Below are 23,973 nucleotides of genomic sequence, written 5' to 3' on the forward strand. Positions count from 1 at the left end.
CTCACGCGCCCCCTTCCAGATAAGCGGCCTTCACCTCGGGCCGCTCCAGCAGATCGCGGCCCGTGCCGGCCATGGTGATGGTGCCGTTCACCAGCACATAGCCGCGATGGGCGAGCTTGAGCGCGTGATAGGCGTTCTGCTCCACCAGGAACACGGTCAGGCCTTCGGTCTGGTTCAGATCGCGGATCACATCGAAAATCTGCCGCACCACCAGCGGCGCGAGGCCGAGGGAGGGTTCGTCCAGCAGCAGCAGGCGCGGCCGGCTCATGAGCGCGCGGGCGATCGCCAGCATCTGCTGCTCGCCGCCAGAAAGCGTGCCGCCGCGCTGGTGAAGGCGTTCCTTGAGGCGCGGGAACATCTCGAACATGCGTTCCAGATCCTGCGCGAAATGCACCCCGCCGTGGAGCGCGGCGCCCATTTGCAAATTCTCATAGACGCTCATGCGCGGAAAGATGCGCCGCCCTTCCGGGGACTGGGCAATGTTCATCCGCATGATCTCGTGCGTGGGCAGGCGCGTGATGTCCTTCCCGGCGAACAGGATGGTGCCTTCCTGGGCGCGCGGCGCGCCGCAGATGGTCATCATCAGCGTGGACTTGCCCGCCCCGTTCGCGCCGATCAGGGTGACGATCTCGCCTTCGTTGACCTCCAGATCGACTCCGCGCAGGGCCATGATCTTGCCGTAGAAGGTCTTGACCCCGGCAAGCGAGAGCAGGGCGCTCATCGGCCCACCTCCGCTTCCACCTGTTCGACCGCATCCTCGTCCACGCCCAGATAGGCGGCGATGACGCGCGGATCGGACCGCACCTCGGTGGGCGTGCCGTCCGCGATCTTGCGGCCATATTCCAGCACGATGACGTGGTCGGAAATCTCCATCACAACCGACATGTCGTGCTCGATCAGCAGCACCGATGTCTTCTCCTCCCGGATCGCCAGCAGTAGGGCGTTCAGCGCGGCGGATTCTCGGGGATTGAGGCCGGCGGCCGGCTCATCCAGGCACAACAGCGCCGGTTCGCTGCACATGGCGCGGGCGATTTCCAGGCGCCGCTGGTCGCCATAGGGCAGGTCTCCGGCCGGATCGTCCGCGCGATCCACCAGGGCGATGCGCTCCAGCCAGTGAAGCGCATGGTCCACCGCCCGTTTTTCCCGCCTGCGCCAGCTCGGCAGGTTGAAAAGCGCCGAGGGCGAAAGAAGCCCAGTCTCGGTCAGGCTCATGTGCTGGGCCACCAGCAGGTTTTCCAGCACCGTCATGCCCGAGAACAGCCGAATGTTCTGGAACGTGCGGGCGACCTTGGCCTGGGAGGCGACCTTGTAGTCCGGCAGGCGCTCCAGCAGGAACAGGGCGCCGGCCTGCGTGCGCGCGGCGGCAAGGCCGTTGCGCGTCAAGGCGTCGATCTCGGCCGCAGTCGGCGCCCCGCCATGGGCGAGCGCGAGCCGGCCCGAGCTCGGCTTGTAGAAGCCGGTCATGCAATTGAACACCGTGGTCTTGCCGGCACCATTGGGGCCGATGACGGCGGTGATGTCGCCCCGCCCCGCCCGCAGCGAGACGTCTCCGACGGCAACGAGGCCGCCGAAACGCATGCTCAGATGGTCCACCAGAAGGATGGGGTCGCTCTCCCAGGGCCTCATCCGTGGCCCTCCTTCACGAGATCGCCCGAGACCTTCTTGCGCTCCTTCAGGAAGATCGTGGCCAGCCGGCTGGAGACCAGCCCGCGCGGCCGCCACACCATGACCGCAACCATGGCAAAGCCGAAGATGAGCATGCGGTAGAGCGTGGGATCGAAATCGGGCCCAAGCAGCCAGGGATCCTTCAGGAAGGTGAGATTGCGCAGCAATTCCATGCCGCCGATCAGCAGGATGGCCGAGGCGGCAACCCCCATTTGAGAACCCATTCCCCCCAGCACCACGATCGCCAGAATGACCGCCGATTCCATGAAGGTGAAGGATTCCGGCGAAACGAACCGCACCCGCACCGCGAAGAACGCGCCGGCAAAGCCGCCGAACATGGCGCCGATTGAAAACGCGGTCAGCTTGGTGAGCGTGGTGTTGATGCCGAGCGAGCGGCAGGCGATCTCATCCTCGCGCAGCGCCTCCCATGCGCGCCCCACCGGCATGCGCCGCAGCCGCACGGTGGCAAGCGCAGTGAGGGCGGCAAGCCCAAGGATCACGAAATACAGGAAGATGATGCGGTGCATGGCATTGAATGGCAGGCCGAACAGCGCCGCGAACCCGTCGTCTCCCGAGGTGAAGGGAATGCCGAAGAAGGTGATGGCGGGAATGGAGGAGATGCCGGCCCCGCCATTCGTCAAATCCACCCAATTGATCAGCACGAGGCGGATGATCTCGCCGAACGCCAAAGTGACGATGGCGAGATAATCGCCCCGCAGCCGCAGCACCGGAAAGCCGAGGATCAGGCCCCAGAAGCCGGCCAGCAGGCCGGAAATGGGCAGGCACAGCCAGAACGCCCAGGCCGACCAGAAGCCTTCGCCGAGATGGCCGGCCAGGAAATCGTTCAGCGGCACGCTGGTGGACAGCAGGGCGAAGGCATAGGCCCCGACCGCATAGAAGGCCACATAGCCGAGGTCCAGCAGGCCGGCGAGGCCCACCACGATGTTAAGGCCCCAGCCCAGCATCACATAGGTCATGATGTAGACGCCGAGGTCGATATAATAGCGGCTTGCGCCGAGATCGCCGGCGGCCAGGATCGCCAGGGCCGGAAAGGCGATGGCGAAGGCGAAGAACACCGGCTTCGCGAGCGGCTCCGCCTTTGTGGCGAGCGCGGCAAGCGTCACATTGCCGCGTCCGCCCTTGATCCGCCCCGGCCGCCAGAGGGTGAGATGCAGCACGAAGCGCAGCACCGCGACGATGGCGGCGAAAATGAGCACCAGTCCGAACCGATAGGTGAGAATGAGCGGGCCGCCGGAATCCTCCGTGGCGCGCAGCCCCACCAGCGGCGTGAGCACCAGGAAGGTGAGAACCGCGCTGATGGCGGCGTCCTTCAGCGCGACCGGCAACACGGCCTCGCGGCGTCCCGCAGACACACCGGCCTGCATCAAACCTTCTCCACTTCCGGCCGGCCGAGCAGGCCCTGGGGCATGAAGATGAGTGTGATCGCGAGGATGGAGAAAGCCGCCACGTCTTTGTATTCGATGCTGAAATAGGCGGACCAGAAGGTCTCGATCAGGCCGATGAGCAGGCCGCCCAGCACCGCGCCCGGGAGCGAGCCTATGCCACCCAGCACCGCCGCCGTGAACGCCTTCACCCCCGGAACGAAACCGTCCGAGAAGTTCACGACGCCATAATTCATCAGATACATGGTGCCCGCCACCGCGGCCAGGGCGGCGCCGATGATGAAGGTGAGCGAGATGGTGCGGTCCACGTTCACGCCCAGAAGCGCCGCCATCTTGCGGTCCTGCTCACAGGCGCGCTGGGCGCGGCCGAGCGAGGTTTTCTGCACCACGAACCAGAAGATGCCGAGGCACACGGCAGTGACCGCCATGATGATCAATTGCTTGTAGGCCAGCGTGACCTGATAGCCGTCCCGGTCGATCAGCACCATCACGTCCGTCACCAGCGGCGGGATGGATTTGTTGCGCGGGCCCTGCGCCACCTGCACGAAGTTGGAGAGCAGGATCGACATGCCGATGGCGGAGATCATGGGCGCGAGACGGAACGAGCCGCGCAGCGGGCGATAGGCGAGGCGCTCGATGGTCCAGCTCACGAGGCCGGTGAAGATCATGGCCACCACAAGCACGATCGCCAGCACCAGAAACACCGACGTGATCCCGAGCACGGTGGTCAGCAGCAGGAAACAGGTGAGGCCGATGAAGCTCGACACCATGAACACGTCGCCATGGGCGAAGTTCACCATGCCGATGATGCCGAAGACCATCGTGTAGCCGATGGCGATGAGGCCGTAGATGGAGCCGAGCGTCAGCCCGTTGATGAGCTGCTGGAGGAAGATATCCATCCGTCCGATGCCCCTGTGTTTGAGTGCGCCTATTTCTTCATCGTGCCTGGAGTTTGGGCGCTTTCCATTCGACTCATAGCGCGGGCCGGCGCGGGAAACAAATCGGCACGAGGCTGTGTGCGCGTTCGGGCGAGTTTCCCACAGGCACGGCGCGGCGCAACTGCTGGTCGCGCCCCGTCACATGATTTTCATCCCTTGCGCTGGCCGGCCGAGGACAGGGTGATCGATCCGGATTCGCCCTTGGGCGCTCGCGATCGCCCTTGACCGCGTCGCCTTGGCCGACCCACACTGGAACAAATAAAAGGTGCGGGTGGGCCAAAGCGCGAGCGAGCACGGGCGTCACGCCCGCTGCGGGAGGACGCGGATGACGCAAATTGCCATGACAGTGAACGGCCGGGCGGTTTCAGCGGATGTCGAGCCGCGGACCCTTCTGGTTCAATTCCTGCGGGAAAACCTGCTGCTGACCGGAACCCATGTCGGCTGCGATACCAGCCAATGCGGGGCCTGCGTGGTGCATCTGGATGGTGCGGCGGTAAAATCCTGCACCATGCTCGCCGTGCAGGCGGACGGGCACGCCGTCACCACCATTGAGGGAATCGCCGACGGGGCGACCCTCCATCCCATGCAGGAAGCCTTCCGCGAGCATCACGGCCTGCAATGCGGCTTCTGCACGCCGGGCATGATCATGACCGCGCTCGATCTCGTGGCGCACCACGGCGCCGATCTCGACGAGCCGACCATCCGCGCCCATCTCGACGGCAATCTGTGCCGCTGCACCGGCTATCACAATATCGTCAAGGCGGTGGAAGCGGGCGCACACGCCATGGGCGGCGCGCTGAAGCACGCCGCTGAGTAACGCCACGAAGTAAGGCCACGGCCCGACACCGCCGGGCCTCCGCCCGATTGCCTATGCCCCGGTGCCGCGACGCTGGCCGCCAAGACGCGAGCGCACGGACCGGAGTCCAAGTTCCGCCAGTCCCCCAGGGAGGACGCCATGAACGCCAACAGCTTCGATTCCAGCAAGGTGACACCGCTCGGCGCGCCGGTGCGCCGCAAGGAAGACCGTCGCTTCATCACCGGCAAGGGCCGCTATACCGACGATCTCGCCCGGCCGGGGCAGACCCATGCCTATTTCCTGCGCTCGCCTTATGCCCATGCCCGCATTCGCGGCATCGATATTTCGGCGGCGGCGCGGATGCCGGGCGTGGTGGCGATATTGACCGGGGAGGATCTCGCGCGGGATGGGCTCGGTGGCCTTATCTGCGGCTGGATGATCCACTCCAAGGATGGTTCGCCCATGAAGGCCGGCACCCACCCCGCCCTCGCCAAGGACAAGGTGCGCTATGTGGGCGACCATGTGGCCGTGGTGATTGGCGAGACGCTGAACGCCGCCAAGGACGCGGCGGCCGCCATCGCGGTGGATTACGAGGTGCTCCCCGCCGCCGCGGATCTCGGATCGGCGCAGGCGGCCGGCGCGGCGCAGATCCATGACGAGGCGCCGCGCAACACGGCCTTCGAATGGGAATTGGGCGACAAGGCCGCCACCGAGGCCGCCTTCGCCCGCGCCGCCCATGTGACGACCATCGACCTCGTCAATAATCGCCTCGCCCCAAATCCCATGGAGCCGCGCGCAGCCATCGGCGAATATGATCCGGGTGATGAAGCTTATACGCTGTGGACCACCAGCCAGAACCCGCATGTGGCGCGCCTCGTGCTGTCCGCCTTCGTCGGGCTGGCGCCCGAGAACAAGCTGCGCGTGATCGCGCCGGACGTGGGCGGCGGCTTCGGCTCGAAGATCTTCATCTATGCGGAGGAGACGGTCTGCGCCTGGGCCTCCAAGCACGTCGGGCGGCCCGTCAAATGGACCTGCGACCGTTCCGAGGCGTTCCTGTGCGACGCCCATGGGCGCGACCACATCACTCACGGCGCGCTGGCGCTGGATGCGCAGGGCAAGATCATCGGCTTCCGGGTCAAGACCGCCGCCAATATGGGGGCCTATCTCTCCACCTTCGCCTCTTGCGTTCCGACCTATCTCTACGCGACGCTGCTGTCCGGCCAATACGACATTCCGGCCATCTATTGCGAAGTGGACGCGGTCTATACCAACACCGCGCCGGTGGATGCCTATCGCGGCGCCGGCCGGCCGGAAGCGACCTTCCTGGTGGAGCGGATCGTGGAAAAAGCGGCGCGCGAGATCGGCCAGGATTCGGCCGAATTCCGCCGGCGCAATTTCATCACCAGCTTCCCCCACCAGACGCCGGTGATCCTGTCCTACGACATCGGCGGCTATGCGGCCTCGCTCGATAAGGCGCTGGAACTTTCGGATTATGCCAATTTCCCCGCCCGCAAGGCGGAAGCCGCCCGGCGCGGCAAGCTGCGCGGCATCGGGCTTTCCAATTATATCGAAGCCTGCGGCATTGCTCCGTCCGCCGCCGTCGGCTCGCTCGGTGCCGGCGTCGGACTGTGGGAAAGCGCCGAGGTGCGCGTGAACCCCACTGGCAATGTGGAAGTGCTGACCGGCTCGCACAGTCACGGACAGGGGCACGAGACCACGTTCGCGCAGCTGGTCTCCGCCCGCCTCGGCATCCCCATCGACCATGTGACCATTGTCCATGGCGACACCGACAAGGTGCAGTTCGGCATGGGCACCTATGGTTCGCGCTCCGGCGCGGTGGGCATGTCCGCCATTTCCAAGGCCCTGGACAAGGTGGAGGCCAAGGCGAAGAAGATCGCCGCCCATATTCTGGAAGCCTCTGAAGGGGATATCGAGTTCAAGGACGGCCAGTTCACCGTCGCCGGCACCGACCGTTCGCTGGCCTTCGCCGCCGTGGCGCTGAACGCCTATGTCGCGCACAAATTCCCAACTTCCGAGATCGAGCCGGGCCTGAAGGAAGGGGCGTTCTACGACCCCGTCAATTTCACCTTCCCCGCCGGCTGCCACATCTGCGAGCTTGAGGTGGACCCGGAGACCGGCACCACTGAAATCATCAAATGGGTAGCGGTGGACGATTTCGGCGCCATCATCAATCCGATGATCGTGGAAGGGCAGGTGCACGGCGGCATCGCCCAGGGTGTCGGCCAGGCGCTGCTGGAAGGCGTGCGCTATGATGCCGACGGCCAGCTCGTGACCGGTTCCTATATGGATTACACCATGCCGCGCGCGGGCGATCTGCCCTCGTTCGTGGTCGGCATGACCGAGACCCGCTGCCCCTCCAATCCGCTTGGTATTAAGGGCTGCGGGGAGGCCGGTGCCATTGCCGCGCCGCCGGCGGTCATCAATGCTTTGACGGATGCCCTCGGCACGGAGGATATACCCATGCCGGCGACGCCCGCGACGCTGTGGAAGATCGCGCAGGACCAGATCGCCCGCCGCGCGGCCGAGTGAGGGAGACGCACCATGTATGCCTTCGATTATCAGCGCCCTGCCGGTCTCGACGAAGCCCTCGCCGCCCTGCGCGCGGGAGAAGACGTGAAGCTGCTCGCAGGCGGCCAGACCCTGCTGCCGACCCTCAAGCAGCGGCTCGCCCAGCCCTCCGCCTTGGTGGATCTCGCGGCCATTCCCGAGCTGAGTCGCATCGAGCACAGCCAGGATCTTCTCACCATCGGCGCCATGGCGCGCCATGCCGATGTCGCGGCCTCGCCCATGGTGACGGAGGCTATTCCCGCATTGGCCGATCTTGCGGGCCTGATCGGCGATCCGGCGGTGCGCAACCGCGGCACCATCGGCGGGTCCATCGCCAATAATGATCCGACCGCTGATTATCCCGCCGCCTGCCTCGCGCTCGGCGCCACCATCGTCACCAGCGCCCGCCGCATCGCCGCCGAGGATTTCTTCATCGGCCTGTTTGAAACCGCCTTGGCCGAGGATGAAGTGATTCTGGCGGTGGAATTCCCCGTCGGGGCGCGCGCCGCCTATCGCAAGTTCCGCAACCCCGCCTCGCGCTATGCCATGGCCGGCGTGTTCGTGGCCGCGCGCGACGGCGACGTGCGCGTGGCGGTGACCGGCGCCGGGCAGGGCGGCGTGTTCCGCTGGAGCGATGCGGAAGCGGCCCTGTCGGCCGATTTCTCCCCGGCCGCGCTGGATGCGCTGACGCTCGATCCCTCCGACGTCATGGCGGATCTGCACGGCAGCGCGGAGTATCGCGCGCAACTCGTCAAGGTGATGGCCAAGCGCGCGGTGGCGGCAATCGCCAGCTGAGGTGTCGGTGATCCCGGCGTTTCTCCGCCGGGTCGCCCCACATTCTGTCCGGTTTGACGCCGCTCGGGCGCTGTCGATCGACTGGTGTCGCTTGCGAAAATTGGCCAGGCCAGCCACAGCATCGGGACAAGAGTGAATGCTGAGACCTAGGCTGGCCCCATGACCGCTGTTGCGCTTCCCTCCTCCATTGAGGCGACAGAAACCCTTCTCTCTGGCGCCGGCTATGTGCCCGACCGTGCCCTCGCGACGGTCTTGTTCCTCGCGCTGCGCATGGGCCGACCGCTGCTGCTGGAGGGCGAGGCCGGAGTCGGCAAGACCGAGGTTGCGCGCACCCTTGCGAAGGCGCTGGGGCGGCGGCTTATCCGCCTGCAATGCTACGAGGGGCTCGATCTTTCCGCCGCCGTCTATGAATGGAACTATGCCGCGCAGATGATCGCCATTCGCCTCGCGGAAGCCGCCGGGGAAAGCGACAAGGGGGTGATCGCCTCGGACGTGTTTTCCGAACGCTATCTGCTGCGCCGGCCGCTGCTGGATGCGCTGATGCCCGATGCCGCCGGCCCGCCGGTGCTCCTGGTGGACGAGCTGGACCGCACCGACGAGGCGTTCGAAGCCTTCCTGCTCGAAGTGCTCTCCGATTTTCAGGTGACCATACCGGAGCTTGGAACCATCAAGGCGACCCATCCGCCGCTGATCATTCTCACCTCCAACCGCACCCGCGAGATCCACGACGCCCTGAAGCGGCGCTGCCTCTATCATTGGGTCGATTACCCGAGCGCGGAGCGCGAACTGGCGATCCTGCGGGCGCGCCTGCCGGGCTTGCCGGAGCGCCTGTCGCGCGAGGTGGTGGGGTTCGTCCAGGCGCTGCGGAAGGAAGATGTGTTCAAAGTGCCCGGTGTCGCGGAAACCCTCGATTGGGCTTCCGCTTTGGTGGAACTCGATGCCGCGGTGCTCGATCCCGCCGTGGTGGGAGATACGCTCGGCGTGCTCCTGAAATATCAGGACGATATCGCCGGCACGGATGCCGGGCGGATCGAACGGCTGATCGCGGAAACGCGCGAGGCCTTGCGGCCGCGCGAATGAGCGAAGCCGTGCCGGCTGCCGGGAGCGAGGGCCGGCTTTCCCACAATATCGCCTATTTCGGCCGCGCGCTCCGCGCCGCCGGCCTTCCGGTGGGCCCAGGCACGGTGCTCGATGCAGTCCAGGCGGTGGACGCCGCGGGCATCGGCGCGCGGGAGGATTTCTACAATGTGCTGCGGGCGGTGTTCGTCAGCCGCCACGAACATCAGGAGGTGTTCGACCAGGCGTTCCAGCTGTTCTGGCGGCGGCGCGCCCAGGCCGAGCGGCTGATCGCCATGCTCTCGCCGCCCGCACCGGGGGCTGAGGCGAAGGACAAGGCGAAAGTGCGCAAGCGCGTGGAGGATGCGCTGTTCGCCGGGGTGGGCCGCGAGCACCGCGCCAAGAAGAGCGAGATCGAGGTTGAGGCCCATTTCAGCGCCTCCAACGCGGATGTGCTGCGCACCAAGGATTTCGCCCAGATGAGCGCCGAGGAACTGGCGCTGGCGCGCCGCCGCATCGCCCGCCTGCGCCTTCCCGACAACGAGATTGAGACCCGCCGCCTGAAGGCGGACAAGAAGGGCACGGCGTTCGATCTTCGAGCCTCCCTGCGCGCCTCGATGGCGAGCGGCGGCGCCTTCATGGCACTGCGCAGGCGCGGGCCGCGGGCGCGGCCCCGCCCCGTGGTGGCGCTGGTGGATATTTCAGGCTCGATGGCGGATTATTCGCGGCCGGTGCTGCATTTCCTCCATGCGCTCACGGAGCGGCGCGGGCGGGTGCATACGTTCCTTTTCGGCACGCGGCTCACCAATGTGACGCGCGTGCTGCGCCATCGCGATCCGGACGAGGCCCTGGAGAAGGCCGGCCAGACCGCACGGGACTGGGCCGGAGGCACGCGCATTGCCGCCTCGCTGCGGGCCTTCAACAAGATCTGGTCGCGCCGGGTCATGGGGCAAAATCCCATCGTCCTGCTGATCACCGACGGGCTGGAGCGCGACGCCGACGCCATGCTCGACGTGGAAATGGATCGCCTGCGCCGGTCCGGGCACCGGCTGATCTGGCTTAATCCTTTGCTGCGCTACGACCGTTTCGAACCCAAGGCGCGCGGCATCCGGGCGATGTTGCCCCATGTGGATGCGTTCCGGCCGGTACATAATCTGGCGAGCCTGGAGGCCCTGGTCGCGGCGCTCGCCGAGGAGGCGGACGAGAGGGCGCGGGGGGCAAACGGGCGCGGCACCCGGCGTCACGCCTCCTCGGTCATGGCGGGTGGATAAGCATGCACCTCGCCGCAATGATCCCGCACGGTGCGCCCGCCGGACTCGAGATAGCCGGGGGTGAGCGGAACCTTGCCGTAGCCGCCCGGGATGTCGAGCACATAGGTCGGTAGCGCAACGCCGGAGAGACGGCCGCGAAGGGCGCGCATCAGCGCCACGCCGGTCGCGATCGGCAATCGGAAATGGGCCGTGCCGGGCGCAAGATCGGGATGGTGCAGATAATACGGCTTCACCCGGCATTCCACCAACGCGCGAAACAGATCGGCGAGCGCCTGCGCGTCGTCATTCACGCCCTTCAGCAGCACCGATTGCGAGAGCACCGGCACCCCGGCGTCCACGAGGCGGGCGAGCGCCGCACGTACGCTCGGCTGAAGCTCGCGCGCGTGATTGGCATGGACCACCACATAAGAGGCGACGCCCGGCGCCTTGAGGGCGGCGATCAGCGCATCGCTCAACCGTTCGGGCGCGGCGATCGGCACGCGGGTGTGGAAGCGCACCACCTTCACGTGTTCGATGGCGGCGAGGCGCTGCACCACCTCGGCCATGCGGCGGGGCGAGACCATGAAGGGGTCGCCGCCGGTGAGGATCACTTCCCAGATCGCCGGGGTGGCCGCGATATAGGCGAGGGCCGCATCGAACTGCGTCGGGCTCAGCGCGGTTTCACCGCCCGGCCCCACCATCTCGCGCCGGAAACAGAAGCGGCAATAGACGGCACAGACGCTCACCAGCTTCAGCAAGACCCGGTCCGGATAGCGGTGCACGATGCCCGGCACGGGGGAATGGGCCTCATCGCCGATGGGATCGGCCAATTCCATCGCCTGCACATCAAGTTCGGCCCGGTCCGGCACGAACTGGCGCGCGATGGGGTCCGCGGGATCGTCGCGCGCGATCAATGCCGCGAGGTCGGGCGTGATCGCCACCGCATAGCGCGCGCCGACCCGTGCCAGATCCTCCCGCCGCGCCTCGGGAGCGAGGCCGGCCGCGATGATGTCGTCGGCAGTGCGCAGGGTGGACATGGGCTTTTCCGACGGAAATTTTCCGTGATGTGGCGTCTGAATGCTCAATACGCGGGGGCCGCCCCTATATAGGTAACGCGGCCTGATTGCCAGAATCGCACTCCGCAGGAGGATTCAATGACCAGCTCGAACGAGGATGTCCTCGAAGGCGCCCTGCGCTGGCGCCGTGAAGGCAAGGGAGTCGCGCTCGCGACCGTCCTGGAAACCTGGGGCTCGGCGCCCCGGCCGGTGGGCAGTCATCTGGCCGTGGACCAGGACGGCGGATTCCTCGGCTCCGTCTCCGGCGGGTGCGTGGAAGGCGCGGTGGTCAGCGAGGCGATGGACGTCATCGAATCCGGCAAGCCGCGCATCCTGGAGTTTGGCGTTGCCGACGAAACGGCGTGGCGCGTCGGTCTCTCCTGCGGCGGCGCCATCCGCGTCTATGTCGAGCGGGTGGACTGAGCCGCGTCGCCCTGTCCCGCAGCTTAGGAAGCGCGATCATGAACCTCGAAATCCTGGCCCAGCTCACCGCCGCGCGCGCCGCCCGCCGCGCCGCCGTGCTTGTCACCGAACTCGAAACCGGGACCCAGCGCCTGGTGGCCGGCGAAGCTGTTTCCGGCGATGCGCTTGAGCTCTCGTTGCGCGCCGCGCTGGCGAGCGGCAAGAGCGGCATTCTCGAAACGCCGTCCGGACGGGTCTTCCTGACGGTCCAGGTGCCGCCGCCGCGTATCGTGGCGATCGGAGCGGTCCATATCTCCCAGGCGCTGGCGCCGCTCGCCCGGATCGCGGGCTATGACATCACCGTCATCGACCCGCGCACCGCCTTTGCGACCCCCGAGCGCTTTCCGGATACGACGGTGATCGCCAAATGGCCCGACGAGGCTCTCAAAGAGGTTCCGCTAGACGCCTTCACGGCCGTCGCCGCCTTGACCCATGATCCGAAGATCGACGAGCCGGCGCTGCAAGCCGCGCTGACGGCCGGCTGCTTCTATGTCGGCGCGCTCGGCTCGCGGCGTACCCATGCCAAGCGCGTGGAGCGCCTTGCGACGCTCGGAATCGCGCAAGAGGAAATCGGCCGCATCCATGCGCCCATCGGCCTCGATATCGGCGCGGCGAGCCCGGAGGAGATCGCGGTCGCGGTTCTCGCCCAGATCATCGGCGCGCTGCGCAAGGGTAGCCTTGTGCCGGCCAAGACCGAGGCTGCCGCGTGAAATTCGGACCCGTTCCGCCGGCGCTGGCGCAGGGCGCCATCCTCGCCCATTCGGTGCGGACGCAGCATTTTACCCTCAAGAAGGGCGCGCGCATCGGGCCGGACGAGGTGGTCGCGCTTGAGGCGGCGGGGCTGGCCGAAGTGGTCGTGGCCCGGCTTGAGGCGGAAGACGTGTCCGAGGACTTCGCCGCCAACCGCCTCGCCGCAGGCCTGGGTGGAGACGGGCTGCGTGCGGCTTCGGCCTTCACCGGCCGCGCCAATCTGTTCGCCACGCGCGCCGGAATATTGGAGATCGACCGTGCCGCCGTCGATGCGCTGAATGCGCTGGACGAGGCGGTGACCTTCGCCACACTGGAGCCGTTCCGCACCATCGCCGAGGGCGACATGGTGGCGACGGTGAAGATCATTCCCTACGCTATCCCGGCGGCGCTGATGGAAACGGCGGCGGCGCTGGCGCGCCCGGCGGTTCGCATCGCTCCGTTCCGTCGCCAGCGGGTGGCGGTGATTTCGACCCTGCTCCCGGGCCTCGCCGACAAGGTGGTGGAAAAGACCCTGCGCGTCACGCGCCAGCGCCTAGCCCCGGCCGGCGCCGAGATCTGCCATGATGTGCGCGTGCCGCACGCGGCTCCGGAATTGGCCGTGGCGATTGAACAGGTCCGAGCCGAAGGGGCGGATTGCGTCGTGGTGTTCGGCGCGTCCGCCATCGTGGACCGGCGCGACGTGATTCCCGCCGCGCTTGAAGCGGCCGGCGGCCGGGTGGAGCGGCTCGGCATGCCCGTGGACCCCGGCAATCTGCTGATGCTGGGCGTTCTCGACGGCATTCCGGTGCTCGGCGCGCCCGGCTGCGCGCGCAGCCCCAAGGAGAACGGTTTCGACTGGGTGCTGATGCGGTGTCTCGCGGATGTGCCGCTCACGGCGTCCGACATCGGCGGCTGGGGCGTTGGTGGCTTGTTGGGTGAGATCATCACGCGGCCTCAGCCCCGCGGCGGAACCGGGATGGACGATATGGCCGACGAAAAGCCGCCCGTGGCCGCCATCGTGCTGGCGGCGGGCCGGGGCACGCGCATGGGCGGCCCGAACAAGCTGTTGGAGGATGTGGGCGGCCGCCCGGTCGTGCGCCGCGTGGTGGAAGCCGCGCTGGTCGCGCGGGCATCCCCTGTGGTGGTGGTGACCGGGCACGAGCAGGCGCGCGTGGAACGGATCCTCGCCGGCCTGCCGGTGATCTTCGTGCACAATCCGGCCTTTGCCGAGGGTCTGTCCACCTCCGTGCGTGCCGGTATCACGGCGGTGCCGGGCGGGGCAGGAGCGGCCTTGGTGATGCTCGGCGACATGCCCCTGGTGGGGCCGCAGATCCTCGATGCGCTCATGTCTGCGTTCGATCCCGATGCGGGTCGCCTAATCGTGCTGCCGGTGGCCGACGGGCGGCGCGGCAATCCCGTGCTGTGGGACCGGCGTTTCTTCGATGCCCTTACGAAACTGGAAGGGGACGTGGGCGCCCGTCATCTGATCGCCGCGCACGCCGAGGCCGTAGTGGAGATCGAGGTGGAAGGGCCGGGTGCCTTCCTCGACGTGGACACGCCGGAGGCGCTGTCGCGTGCCCGCGCGCAGGTGCTAGAGCCAGCACCCGAGCACGCGTTCTCGCAGATGACCGCGCAGGAGACCGACGCGCTTGACCCGTCAAATGCCAAGTCCTAGACATCCGCTCATGAGGGTGAATTCCCTCCGTAAGCGTCTGACGTCAACCAACGCGCAACGTGGTGCGGCAATATCGGCCGCCCTACCCGAAAGCGCGATTTGATGTTGAATCCTCCCAATACTTCCGATTCCGGGCTCGCGCCCCTGTCGTCCCGCACGGTTCTGCTGCGCCTGCTGCCGTTGGTGTGGATCGTGTTCTTCAGCGCCCTCTCCCTCGCCGTGCCTTTGCCGGTGCTGGCCTTGCACGTGCATGAAACGCTCGGCTTCAGCATTGCCACCGCGGGGCTTGCTGTCGGCATCCAGTCCTTCGCAACCTTGCTGACGCGCCAGTTCGCCGGATCGGCGGTCGATCGCTACGGGGCCAAGATGGCGGTGATCGTGGGCCTGCCGCTCGCGGTGGTGGCCGGGTTGCTCTATCTCGGCTCGCTCCAGACCTCGGCGCCCATTGCAAGCCTTGGCGTGCTGACCGCCGGCCGACTGTGCCTCGGTCTTGCGGAAAGCCTGTTCCTCACCGGCACCATGGCATGGGGCATCGGCCGCGTGGGCCTTGCCAATACCGGACGGGTCATGGCCTGGCAGGGCATCGCGCTCTATGCCGCCATCGGCATGGGTGCGCCGATAGGCCTCGCCATCCACGCCGCCTATGGCTTTGCCGGCGTCGCGGTGGTGGCGGCCATTGCGCCTCTGGTGGCCCTGCCGATGGTATTTTTGGTCTCCGCCGTGCCAACGATGCCCGGGCGCAGGCTTGGTTTTCACCATGTGCTGGGGCTGATCTGGCGCCACGGCGTGGCCCTGGCGCTGGCGACGGCGCCGTTCGCGGTGCTAGCCACCTTCCTGGCCCTGGTGTTCGCCAGCCGAGGCTGGCCCCATGCCGGGGCGGGGCTGTTCCTGTTCGGCGCGACTTATATCGGGGTGCGCCTGTTCCTCGCGCATCTGCCGGACCGGATCGGTGGCCGGGGCGTCGCCGCCGTATCGCTGCTGATCCTGGCTGCGGCGCAGCTCATGCTGTGGGTCGCGTCCGGACCGGGCCTGGCGCTGGCCGGCGCGGCGCTGTCGGGCATCGGATTCTCGCTGATCTTTCCCGCCCTGGGCGTCGAGGCGGTGCGGCGCGTGCCGGCGGAGAGCCGGGGCCTCGCGGTGGGCGGGTTCCTGGCCTTCTTCGACGTCGCGCTCGGCGTCACAGGTCCGGTGGCGGGTGTCCTGGTGGCGAGCTTCGGCTATGGCTCCATGTTCCTTGCCGGCGCCATCGGCTGCCTGCTGTCGTTCTGCCTGGTGATGAGCTTGCCGCGCACGCGGGCCTGACACCAAGGCCTCGGTCCGTGCGCGCTGCGCGCGGACCGTTCGATCCCGGTTGAGCCAGCGCTGGCGGGCTCAGAACGGGTCGGCGACCAGGTGCGTGACCGGCAGGTCGAGCCGCTCGCACAGGAATTGCGAGAGGCGCAGGCGGTGGCAGCCTTCCACATGGCGCTCGTAGCACATGAGGCAGATGCGCCGGCCCTGCGCCAGCGTCGCCAATTCATCCAGCGCTTCCCGGGCTTTGTCGGTCGCGAGGTGAGCGTCGTAAATGCGCATCAGCGCGTCGTGATCGCCCGAGCGTGCCGCGAGCCGGCCTTCCTTCGGCGTGCCCAGCGCCCGCAGGTGCACATAGGCGATGCCGTGTTCCGCGATACCCGCGGCCAGGGCGGTTTTCGAGAAGCCGGGACGGCGCGAGGCGGCGACCGCGCGCACGTCCACCAGGAGATCGACGCCGGCACGGGTCAGGGTGTCCTGAAACGCGCCGGACGTCGTTTGCTCATAGCCGACCGTGAAGAGTTCGGTCGCCTTGGTTTTCGCCATCGATCCTCATCCGTAGAGCGCCTTCGGCAACCACAGGGCGATGCCGGGGAAGACGTAAAGCATGATCATGGCGAAGATGACGAGATAGAGGAAGGGCATCACGCCGGAGAAAATCTGATCGATGGAGACGTTCTTCGGCGCCACTCCCTTCAGGTAGAAGGGGGCCATGGCAACGGGCGGTGAAAGGAACGAGGTCTGGAGATTGAGCGCGACGAGGATGCCGAAGAAGATCGGGTCCACGCCGAAATCGTCCAGCAGCGGCAGGAAGATGGGCAGGAAGATCACGATGATCTCGGTCCATTCCAGCGGCCAGCCCAGAACGAAGATGATGGCCTGGGTCAGCAGCAGGAAGCCGATGGGCCCGAGGTTGAGCGCGAGGATGAATTCCTCGACCACCCTCTGCCCGCCCAGTAATGCGAACACAGCCGAGAACACAGCCGAGCCGACGAACAGCCAGCACACCATGGCCGAGGCGCGTGCGGTGAGGAACACGCTCTCCTTCAGCTTGTTGAACGAGAAGGTGCGATAGGCGAGGGCGAGCAGAACCGCGCCCGCCGCCCCGATGGCCGCCGCCTCGGACGGCGTCGCGAGGCCAAAGATGATCGCCCCGAGCACGCCGCTGATCAGGAGGGCGAGGGGAAAGAACGAGCTCGCCAGGGCGAACGCGATCTCACCGAACGAGCGGGCCATTGCCTCCGGAGGCAGCTTCGGCGCGAGCGCCGGGTTCAGCATCGCGCGGATGATGACATAGCCCATGTAAAGGCCAGTCAGCATGAGGCCGGGCAGGAAGGCGGCGGCATAAAGCTTCACCACCGAAACGCCGGCAGTCGCGCCGTAGAGGATCAGCATCACGCTGGGAGGTATCAAAATGCCAAGGCAACCGCCCGCGCACACCACGCCGGCGGCGATCTTGGTGTCGTAGCCGGCCCGCAGCATGGCCGGAAAAGCCAGCAGGCCCATGAGCGTCACCACCGCGCCGACAATGCCGGTGGCGGTCGCGAACATGGCGCAGGTGATTAGGGTGGCCACCGCGAGCGATCCCGGCACCCAGCCCGCTGCCAGCTGGATCGCCCGGAACAGGCGATCGAGGATGTTCGCTCGTTCCACCACATAGCCCATGAACAGGAACAGGGGGATCGAGATCAGGACGTCGTTCGCCATGACGCTGTAGGTGCGCTGGACGAACAATTGAAACACCGTATCGCCGCGTGTGATGTATCCAAAGCCTACACCAAGAGCCATCAGCGTAAATGCGATGGGAAATCCGAGCATGAGGAAGACAAGGAATAGAACGAGCATCAAAATTCCGAGGGCGGGATCCGACAAAAACATCACAGTGCCCCCTTACCGATGGCTTCGGCATCCGCCTTGTTGGCGGCGTCTTCAAGAATGAGTTTCTCCATCTCCTCCACATCGTGCAGTCGATCCGGCCAGACTCCGGTGCGCAAGGTGATGATGCAACGGATCACCTCGACCACGCCCTGCATGAACATGAGCACGCCAGTGATGGGAATGAGCCCTTTGAAGGGCCAGATCCTCGGCCCGTCGGGCGAGAAGGAAGAGTGTTCGTTGAGTAGGTAGGAGAGATAAAAATATCCCCAGCCCGAGTAGATGAGGGCGATGATCCCAGGAAAAAAGAACAGGAAATAGAGCACCAGATCGACCGCGGCCTGCCGCTTCGGAGGCCAGTTGCGATACAGGAAGTCACCGCGCACATGACCGTTGCGCGAGAGCGTGTAGGCGCCCGCCATCATGAACAAAGTGCCATACAGAATGTAAGAGACGTCATAGGCCCAAGATGTGGGGGACCGCAGAACGTATCTGCAAAAGACCTCGTAGCAGATGGCGACGGTAAGGATAACGATGACCCAGGCGAATAACTTGCCAACAAAGGTATTGAACTTATCGATACCGATCAGAAACGCTTGCATTGCGCGAATTCTCCGCTTCGGCAGCCGTGACGGTGCCTCCTCGTCCTCGCGGTGCGTGCACCTCGATGCGCCCATCCCCGCCTCATGCGCACAACCGCCCATGGCGAGGGCCAGGGGCGGTTGCAGCTTTCGAGACGAGGGCGCGGGCGCCCGGCGCGCGGTACCGCGCCGGCGTCAGGCCTTCTGGAAGAAGTGGTTGTAGGCGAAGGCGCTATCCGCCTCATACTGAAGGCGGAATCCGACCACGCGCTTGGCCCACGCCATCTGGCTGTCGACCACCTTTTTGAAGAACGGGTCGGCGGAAAGATTGGCGATCACCTTGTCCCAGGCGTTGAGCTGGGCTTCCAGCACCGATTTCGGCGTCGTGATGACCTTCACGCCCCGGGCCTTGAGCGCCTCAAGGTCCTTCGAATAGCGGTCCTGCGCCTTCCACATCATATCCGAGGAAGCCGCATCCGCTGCGCCACGGATGATCGCCTGGACATCCTTCGGCAGGCTCTCGAACTTGGTCTTGTTGAACAGGACCTCGAAGCATTCGAGGGCCTGATGATAGCTCTGCACCATGTAGACCTTGGCCACGTCGGGGAAGCCGAGCACGGTGTCGGACGAGGGATTGTTGAACTCCGCCCCTTCCAGCAGGCCGCGATCCATGGCCGGCACGATTTCACCACCGGCAACGATGGTGACCGCGACACCCATTTCCTTGAACACGTCGGCTCCTAGGCCCACGGTGCGGTATTTCATGCCCTTCATCTGGTCGGGGCTCGTGATCTCCGCCTTGAACCAGCCAAGCGGCTGGGTCGGCATCGGCCCGGTGAGCATGCCCACGACATTGAGCTTGAGGATCTGCTGAGTCAGTTCGTCGTAGAGCTGCTGGCCGCCGCCATACCGCACCCAGCCGAGCAATTCATCGGCATCCCAGCCGAAGGCAGGCGCGGTGCCGAACAAGGAGAACGCCTTGTTCTTGCCGTACCAATAGGCGGAGACCCCGTGTCCGCCGTCGATGATGCCGGAGCTGACCGCGTCCAGCACCTGGAAGGCGGGAACCACGGCGCCTGCGGCGAGCAGTTCCAGTTCCACGCGCCCGCCGGCCATCTGGTTCACATAGCGGACGAAATCGCCCGCATATTCGTGGAAGATGTCCTTGTTCGGCCAGGTGGACTGGAATTTCAGCTTGATTGGCGCCTGGGCGTGGACGGCGGGGGCGGCGATGACGGCGGCACCCGCCGCCGTGGCGGCAGCAGCCGTGATAAAGCCGCGTCGTGACGGACGTGCGGAATCGTTCACGTTGGAAGTGTCAGTCAATGTATCCTCCCTAAGGGGGTACGGCTCTCTCTGGAACCATAGCGGTGTTGGCGCACCATTCCCCCGAACGCCCTAGCAGACGCTACGTCATGCCCGTACGGCAATAGACTTTAGTCTAGTTCAGTCAAAAATATTCGGATTTGCGGCCAAAACCGGCCCGCGCGTTTCTGGGTATGGGGAGCGGCAGGGCGCATTTTTGCCGGACCGGGGTGCCACACGCGCGCGATACTTGCCGGGAGGCGCGCGTCGGAATACCTGTATGCGCCTTCGCCGGGTCTGCCCGGTCGAGCGGGGAGCATTGAAATGGCCGAAATCCAGCAACCCATCGAGCTTCACTACTGGCCCACCCCCAATGGGTGGAAGATCGCCATCATGCTCGAGGAATGCGAACTGCCCTACACCGTGAAGCTGGTGAACATCGGCAAGGGGGATCAGTTCAAGCCGGAATTTCTCGCCATTTCGCCCAACAACAAGATTCCTGCGATCCTCGACCCCAACGGTCCGGACGGCGCGCCCATTTCGGTGTTCGAGTCGGGCGCGATCCTGCAATATCTCGGTCGCAAGACCGGCAAATTCTATCCCGCCGAAGAGCGCAAGCGGGTGGAGGTGGAGGAGTGGCTGTTCTGGCAGATGGGCGGCCTTGGCCCCATGGCCGGGCAGGCCCACCATTTCCGCATCTATGCGCCCGAGAAGATCCCGTATGCCGTTGATCGCTACACCAACGAGGTGCATCGCCTGTATGGCGTGATGAACACGCGCCTGAAGGATCGCGAGTTCCTGGCCGGAGATTATTCGATCGCCGATATGGCCTGCGTCGGCTGGGCGAAGCTCTGGGAGCGCCAGGGCCAGAAGATCGAGGAATTTCCGCATTTCCAGCGCTGGCTTGAAACCGTGAAGATGCGCCCCGCCGTCCAGCGCGGCCTTGCGGTGAGCGCCGAGGAGCGCAAGCCGGACCTCTCCAGGGACAAGGAAGCCCAGAGCATCCTGTTCGGCCAGCGCGCACGCTGAAGGCTAGAGCCACCCTCTCGCTTTTTGCGCGCGCTCGGCTTAGATGCGAGCGCCGCCACCGGACGTGGCGCCCGCGGACGGGCATTCGGACCATGCGCGGCAGCAAGGTCCAGGAGTTGCTTCTTCCATGTCGCCCGATCCGCGCACGATACTTGGCCAAGCCGCCGCATTCGCCCGGGCGGGGCAGATGGACAAGGCCATCGAGGGTTTCCGCCTCGCGGTGCAACTTCAACCCGCCCTGGTCGATGGGCATCGCATGCTGGCCATGGCGCTGATCCAGGCGGGCCAGCCGGACGAGGCCCTGCCGAGCGCACGACGCACCGCCAATCTGGTGCCGAAGGATCCTCACGCGGCGATTCTCCTCGCGGTGGCGCTCCAGGGCGTCGGCCAATTCGAGAAGGCGCTCGCCGCCGCCGAGCGCGCCATCAAGCTGGCGCCCCAATTGGGCGAGGCCCATTTCCAGGTCGCCAATGCGCTCGGCGCCCTTAATCGCCACGACGCGGCCGCCAAGGCCTATTCGCGGGTGTTGGAGCTCGACCCGCTGGCGGTTGAGGCATTGGCCAACCGGTCCGTGGCCCTGGTGCGCGCGGGCCATCCCGACGCGGCGCTCGCTGATTGCGAACGCTTGCTGGAATTGCAGCCCTGGTCGCCGGTCCACCCCGTCAACAAGGGCTTCATCCTGCTGGAGCGTGGCGCGGCCGCCGAGGCGCGTGCCGCTGCCGAGCAAGCGATTAGCCTGGCACCCGATTTCGTCGATGCCCACCATCTGCTGGGGGAGTGCTGTTTTCTCATCAGTGATCTGGAGGGCGCGTGCGCGGCCTATCAGCAGGCGGTGACGCGCGCTCCGCTGCGCGCGGATTTCCGTCTGCGCTACGCCTTTCTCCTGCGCCGCCTTGGCGCATTCGCGGAGGCGCACGAGCAAAGCGCCGCCGTGCTCGAGGCCGAACCGGGCAATCCGGCCGCCTTGTTCGAGCGCGGCATGGCGCGCGAGGGCCTGGGCGATGCTGCGGGCGCGCTGGAAGATCTCGACGCCCTGCTGGCGAAGGAACCGCCTTTCACCGAAGTCCTGCTTGCCCGGGCGCGCCTCCTGACCCATCTCGGTGCCCGCGCCGATGCCCGCGCCAGCATCGACAAGGCCCTTCACCTCGACGCTCATAATGCCCATGCGCTCGACGCCCGCGCGAACGAAGCTCTGGCCCGCGGTACCTGGGCCGAGGGTTGGGCTGCGCTCGATGCCGCGGCCCAGGCGGCGCGCGCCCGTCTTGCGGCCCGCAACGTCGGGATCTGGGATGGGACCGGGAGCCCGCGTGTCCTCGTTGTGGCCGCCGGGGAGCGGCTTTCGGACACGATCGCGCTGGCGCGCCTGCTGCCGCTGCTGGCCGACCGAGGGATCGAACCGCGCCTGCTGGTTGCCGACCCGGCGGACGCTGCACTGTTCGCCTCGCTGGACCCGCGTGTCGTGATTCTCCCCGATCCGGCGCGGATCGACCCCGCCGAAGAGGGGATGCTGGGCGTCGCCCTGGCCAGCTTGCCGCAACTCGTTGCGCCCGATCCTGCCCTCTGGCCGCGCGTGCCTTACCTGCATGCGCCGACGGAACGCCTTTCAGCCTGGAGCCATGCGCGGTCCGCCGGCGATCTGGTGATCGGAATCCATTGGCAGAGCGAGGATGCCGGCCGCGTCGAGCCCCTGCGCAGCGCATCGCTGGACGCCTTTGCGCCGCTCGCCGCAATCGAGGGGGTGCGGCTCGTTGGGCTCCAGCAGGGCCCGGCCGCGGCGCAGATGGACCGCGTGCCGTTCCGCGGGCGCATTCTGCGCCTTGAGAGTGACTTCGACGCTGACGGCACGTTTCTCGACAGCGCCGCGCTGCTGCACCACCTGGACCTGCTCGTCAGTGTCGATGCACCGCTGGCGCATCTTGCGGCCGCGATGAACCGGCCGGTGTTGCTCGCGGCAAGCGGAGGGACCCACTTCGCCTTCGCTGGCGATGGCGCGGACAATGGGTTCTATCCCTCGGTGCGCGTCGTTCGCCAGGAGCAGCCGGGACAATGGGGCGGCGTGTTCACCGCGATAGCGGCGGGTGTGGAGATGGGTAAGGCCGAAAATCATGAGCACAAGTGAAGCGATGCCGGCTCCGGTGGAGATTCTCGCTCCGGTGTCCGCCGGTGAGCTGATCGACAAGATCACCATTCTCGAAATCAAGGCGGAACGCATCGCCGATCCGGCAAAGCGCGCGAACGTGGTGCGGGAACTGACCGCCCTGGCGCAGCTGCGGGACATTCATGCGTTGAGCGTGGGGTTCGAGGATCTGACGGTCGAAATCAAGAGCGTGAACGAGGCGCTCTGGGAGATCGAAGACGCGCTGCGCGAACTGGAAACGGAAAAACGCTTCGACGAAAGGTTCGTTGAGCTGGCGCGCGCGGTCTATGTGACCAATGATCGGCGGGCCGCGATCAAGAAGGAAATCAACGTCCGTTCCGGCTCGCTGTTTGTGGAAGAGAAATCCTACGCCGGCACTTAATTGCGAGGACAAGGGCGGCGGCGGCTTGCAAAGCCGTCTTTGGTTCGGCATAGGTGAGCGCAATGGAGACGTGGCCGAGAGGCTGAAGGCACTCGTTTGCTAAATGAGCAGACCCCCAAAAGGGTCTCGAGGGTTCGAATCCCTCCGTCTCCGCCACCATTCAGAACCCGATTGCCCGGGGAGCGCCGTTCCGGTTCGGCCTTGGAAGATGATTTTTCCAACGCTTTTGGCCGTGGGTGTGCGGAGCTGGCGCAACGCCCGCGCTGTTCTGATGCGAGGCGTCGGCGAGCGTGCTCCCAAGCGCGATCTTCCGCCTGCCGCCTTGAACCCGCGGCCTCGAAATGCCGCGCCAATGGCTTGCGGATGAGAAGCCTAAGGCTTTGAGTTTTAATGCGATCTCGGTGACAGGATAGTGCGCCGACATAGTGCGCCGACGAAACAATGAATATTAATATAACATTTTAACGAACCGCATTTTAGGGATTTCGCAAGAATCGGTTCGTATTTTGCGTCCTGCGAGAGTGCCGCCATCGATTGATAAGGAAACATGATGTCGATTGATGCTGACGTTCAGCATAAGGACGGTAATATAGTAGTTATGACCTATTTGTCGGATTGCGTTGTGGGATTCCGAAATAACCTCATGTCAGAACGGTTTGATACGTGGAGTGAGTTAGATATAAATCTAATATTCGTTCATTATATTATGGGTCTCGTCGTATCATTATTTGATAAATCGCTGCCGGAGACGCAGATGAATTGTATTCAGCGCTTGGCGGAGCTGGAAATTCCAAGGGAAGAGGCTGTCCGTGCTCTTCACGTCGTTCCTCCGGGTGGGCAGGGCGGCTTGGCGCGTGCGGTGGAGGCTGCGGAGCAGGCGGGTCGTCATGATGGTGGGCGCATGAAAACGCCATCTCCATTTCTGCGTCAGTCTGCGGAGTTGGGGGTCTTGTAAGGAGGACTTCTATCGCATTATCTTGGG

The 23,973-nt window shown here is 65.8% G+C and carries 22 protein-coding genes and 1 tRNA gene; 14 read left to right on the forward strand and 9 right to left on the reverse strand.

Annotated elements, in window-relative coordinates; translation table 11 throughout:
• Position 1: 1 nt before the first annotated feature.
• The 4 genes from V5G24_RS10885 to V5G24_RS10900 are packed head-to-tail and all read right to left on the reverse strand — an operon-like array spanning position 2 to position 3,967.
• Positions 2-721: an ABC transporter ATP-binding protein gene (locus V5G24_RS10885; RefSeq protein ID WP_394082798.1), complete on the reverse strand. Its 720-nt coding sequence runs from the start codon at positions 719-721 to the stop codon at positions 2-4.
• Complete coding sequence (locus tag V5G24_RS10890) at positions 718-1,626, reverse strand: ABC transporter ATP-binding protein (RefSeq protein WP_394082796.1); 909 nt, start codon at positions 1,624-1,626, stop codon at positions 718-720. The genes V5G24_RS10885 and V5G24_RS10890 overlap by 4 nt, the downstream gene beginning before the upstream one ends.
• The gene (gene livM, locus V5G24_RS10895; RefSeq protein ID WP_394082794.1) at positions 1,623-3,050 is read right to left on the reverse strand and encodes a high-affinity branched-chain amino acid ABC transporter permease LivM; all 1,428 of its coding nucleotides are present in this window, start codon (positions 3,048-3,050) and stop codon (positions 1,623-1,625) included. Before livM ends, V5G24_RS10890 begins: the two co-directional genes overlap by 4 nt.
• Positions 3,050-3,967, reverse strand: a complete 918-nt coding sequence (locus tag V5G24_RS10900; protein WP_394082792.1) for a branched-chain amino acid ABC transporter permease — start codon at positions 3,965-3,967, stop codon at positions 3,050-3,052. The genes livM and V5G24_RS10900 overlap by 1 nt, the downstream gene beginning before the upstream one ends.
• Before the next feature lie 364 nt (positions 3,968-4,331).
• On the opposite strand from V5G24_RS10900, the gene V5G24_RS10905 reads away from it, so the two are divergent.
• The 5 genes from V5G24_RS10905 to V5G24_RS10925 all read left to right on the forward strand — a co-directional run bounded on the left by V5G24_RS10905 (position 4,332) and on the right by V5G24_RS10925 (position 10,492).
• Entirely contained in the window at positions 4,332-4,823 is a 492-nt protein-coding gene (locus V5G24_RS10905) for a (2Fe-2S)-binding protein (RefSeq protein WP_394082790.1), read from the forward strand.
• A 138-nt stretch (positions 4,824-4,961) separates the two neighbouring features.
• Entirely contained in the window at positions 4,962-7,352 is a 2,391-nt protein-coding gene (locus tag V5G24_RS10910) for a xanthine dehydrogenase family protein molybdopterin-binding subunit (RefSeq protein WP_394082788.1), read from the forward strand.
• Between the two features lie 12 nt (positions 7,353-7,364).
• The gene (locus V5G24_RS10915) at positions 7,365-8,165 is read left to right on the forward strand and encodes an FAD binding domain-containing protein (RefSeq protein ID WP_394082783.1); all 801 of its coding nucleotides are present in this window, start codon (positions 7,365-7,367) and stop codon (positions 8,163-8,165) included.
• A 159-nt stretch (positions 8,166-8,324) separates the two neighbouring features.
• Positions 8,325-9,245, forward strand: coding sequence for an AAA family ATPase (locus tag V5G24_RS10920; RefSeq protein ID WP_394082781.1), 921 nt, complete (start codon positions 8,325-8,327; stop codon positions 9,243-9,245).
• Entirely contained in the window at positions 9,242-10,492 is a 1,251-nt protein-coding gene (locus V5G24_RS10925; protein ID WP_394082779.1) for a vWA domain-containing protein, read from the forward strand. Before V5G24_RS10920 ends, V5G24_RS10925 begins: the two co-directional genes overlap by 4 nt.
• Here the strand turns inward: V5G24_RS10925 and V5G24_RS10930 are convergent.
• The gene (locus V5G24_RS10930) at positions 10,462-11,508 is read right to left on the reverse strand and encodes a lysine-2,3-aminomutase-like protein (RefSeq protein ID WP_394082777.1); all 1,047 of its coding nucleotides are present in this window, start codon (positions 11,506-11,508) and stop codon (positions 10,462-10,464) included. The genes V5G24_RS10925 and V5G24_RS10930 overlap by 31 nt on opposite strands.
• 117 nt (positions 11,509-11,625) lie before the next feature.
• Here V5G24_RS10930 and V5G24_RS10935 point away from each other — a divergent pair, with 117 nt between their 5' ends.
• From V5G24_RS10935 to V5G24_RS10950, 4 genes are all read left to right on the forward strand, one after another.
• Positions 11,626-11,949: an XdhC family protein gene (locus V5G24_RS10935; protein WP_348848440.1), complete on the forward strand. Its 324-nt coding sequence runs from the start codon at positions 11,626-11,628 to the stop codon at positions 11,947-11,949.
• Between the two features lie 38 nt (positions 11,950-11,987).
• The gene (locus V5G24_RS10940) at positions 11,988-12,698 is read left to right on the forward strand and encodes an XdhC family protein (protein ID WP_394082775.1); all 711 of its coding nucleotides are present in this window, start codon (positions 11,988-11,990) and stop codon (positions 12,696-12,698) included.
• Positions 12,695-14,392 carry an NTP transferase domain-containing protein gene (locus tag V5G24_RS10945; protein ID WP_394082773.1) on the forward strand — a complete coding sequence of 566 codons (1,698 nt, stop codon included), beginning with the start codon at positions 12,695-12,697 and terminating at the stop codon, positions 14,390-14,392. The genes V5G24_RS10940 and V5G24_RS10945 overlap by 4 nt, the downstream gene beginning before the upstream one ends.
• A 102-nt stretch (positions 14,393-14,494) precedes the next feature.
• Entirely contained in the window at positions 14,495-15,694 is a 1,200-nt protein-coding gene (locus tag V5G24_RS10950; protein ID WP_394082771.1) for an MFS transporter, read from the forward strand.
• 69 nt (positions 15,695-15,763) lie between these two features.
• Here the strand turns inward: V5G24_RS10950 and V5G24_RS10955 are convergent, their stop codons facing one another.
• The 4 genes from V5G24_RS10955 to V5G24_RS10970 all read right to left on the reverse strand — a co-directional run bounded on the left by V5G24_RS10955 (position 15,764) and on the right by V5G24_RS10970 (position 19,464).
• The gene (locus V5G24_RS10955; protein ID WP_394082769.1) at positions 15,764-16,228 is read right to left on the reverse strand and encodes a DUF488 domain-containing protein; all 465 of its coding nucleotides are present in this window, start codon (positions 16,226-16,228) and stop codon (positions 15,764-15,766) included.
• 6 nt (positions 16,229-16,234) lie between these two features.
• The gene (locus V5G24_RS10960; protein ID WP_394082767.1) at positions 16,235-17,560 is read right to left on the reverse strand and encodes a TRAP transporter large permease; all 1,326 of its coding nucleotides are present in this window, start codon (positions 17,558-17,560) and stop codon (positions 16,235-16,237) included.
• Positions 17,560-18,159 carry a TRAP transporter small permease subunit gene (locus V5G24_RS10965; protein ID WP_394082765.1) on the reverse strand — a complete coding sequence of 200 codons (600 nt, stop codon included), beginning with the start codon at positions 18,157-18,159 and terminating at the stop codon, positions 17,560-17,562. Before V5G24_RS10965 ends, V5G24_RS10960 begins: the two co-directional genes overlap by 1 nt.
• Before the next feature lie 174 nt (positions 18,160-18,333).
• Entirely contained in the window at positions 18,334-19,464 is a 1,131-nt protein-coding gene (locus V5G24_RS10970; protein ID WP_394082763.1) for a TRAP transporter substrate-binding protein, read from the reverse strand.
• Between the two features lie 303 nt (positions 19,465-19,767).
• Between V5G24_RS10970 and V5G24_RS10975 the strand changes: the two genes are divergently transcribed.
• The 5 genes from V5G24_RS10975 to V5G24_RS10995 all read left to right on the forward strand — a co-directional run bounded on the left by V5G24_RS10975 (position 19,768) and on the right by V5G24_RS10995 (position 23,946).
• Positions 19,768-20,472: a glutathione S-transferase N-terminal domain-containing protein gene (locus V5G24_RS10975; RefSeq protein ID WP_394082761.1), complete on the forward strand. Its 705-nt coding sequence runs from the start codon at positions 19,768-19,770 to the stop codon at positions 20,470-20,472.
• A gap of 127 nt (positions 20,473-20,599) precedes the next feature.
• Positions 20,600-22,591, forward strand: coding sequence for a tetratricopeptide repeat protein (locus V5G24_RS10980; RefSeq protein ID WP_394082759.1), 1,992 nt, complete (start codon positions 20,600-20,602; stop codon positions 22,589-22,591).
• On the forward strand, positions 22,578-22,991 hold the full coding sequence (locus V5G24_RS10985) for a DUF6165 family protein (protein ID WP_394082757.1): 414 nt from the start codon (positions 22,578-22,580) through the stop codon (positions 22,989-22,991). The genes V5G24_RS10980 and V5G24_RS10985 overlap by 14 nt, the downstream gene beginning before the upstream one ends.
• A gap of 64 nt (positions 22,992-23,055) precedes the next feature.
• Positions 23,056-23,147: transfer RNA gene (locus V5G24_RS10990), tRNA-Ser, on the forward strand.
• Positions 23,148-23,538: 391 nt separating this feature from the next.
• The gene (locus tag V5G24_RS10995) at positions 23,539-23,946 is read left to right on the forward strand and encodes a hypothetical protein (RefSeq protein WP_394082756.1); all 408 of its coding nucleotides are present in this window, start codon (positions 23,539-23,541) and stop codon (positions 23,944-23,946) included.
• Positions 23,947-23,973 lie beyond the last annotated feature (27 nt).

The organism is Roseixanthobacter finlandensis (genome assembly GCF_043195105.2).
Taxonomy (GTDB): Bacteria; Pseudomonadota; Alphaproteobacteria; order Rhizobiales; family Xanthobacteraceae; genus NCEH01.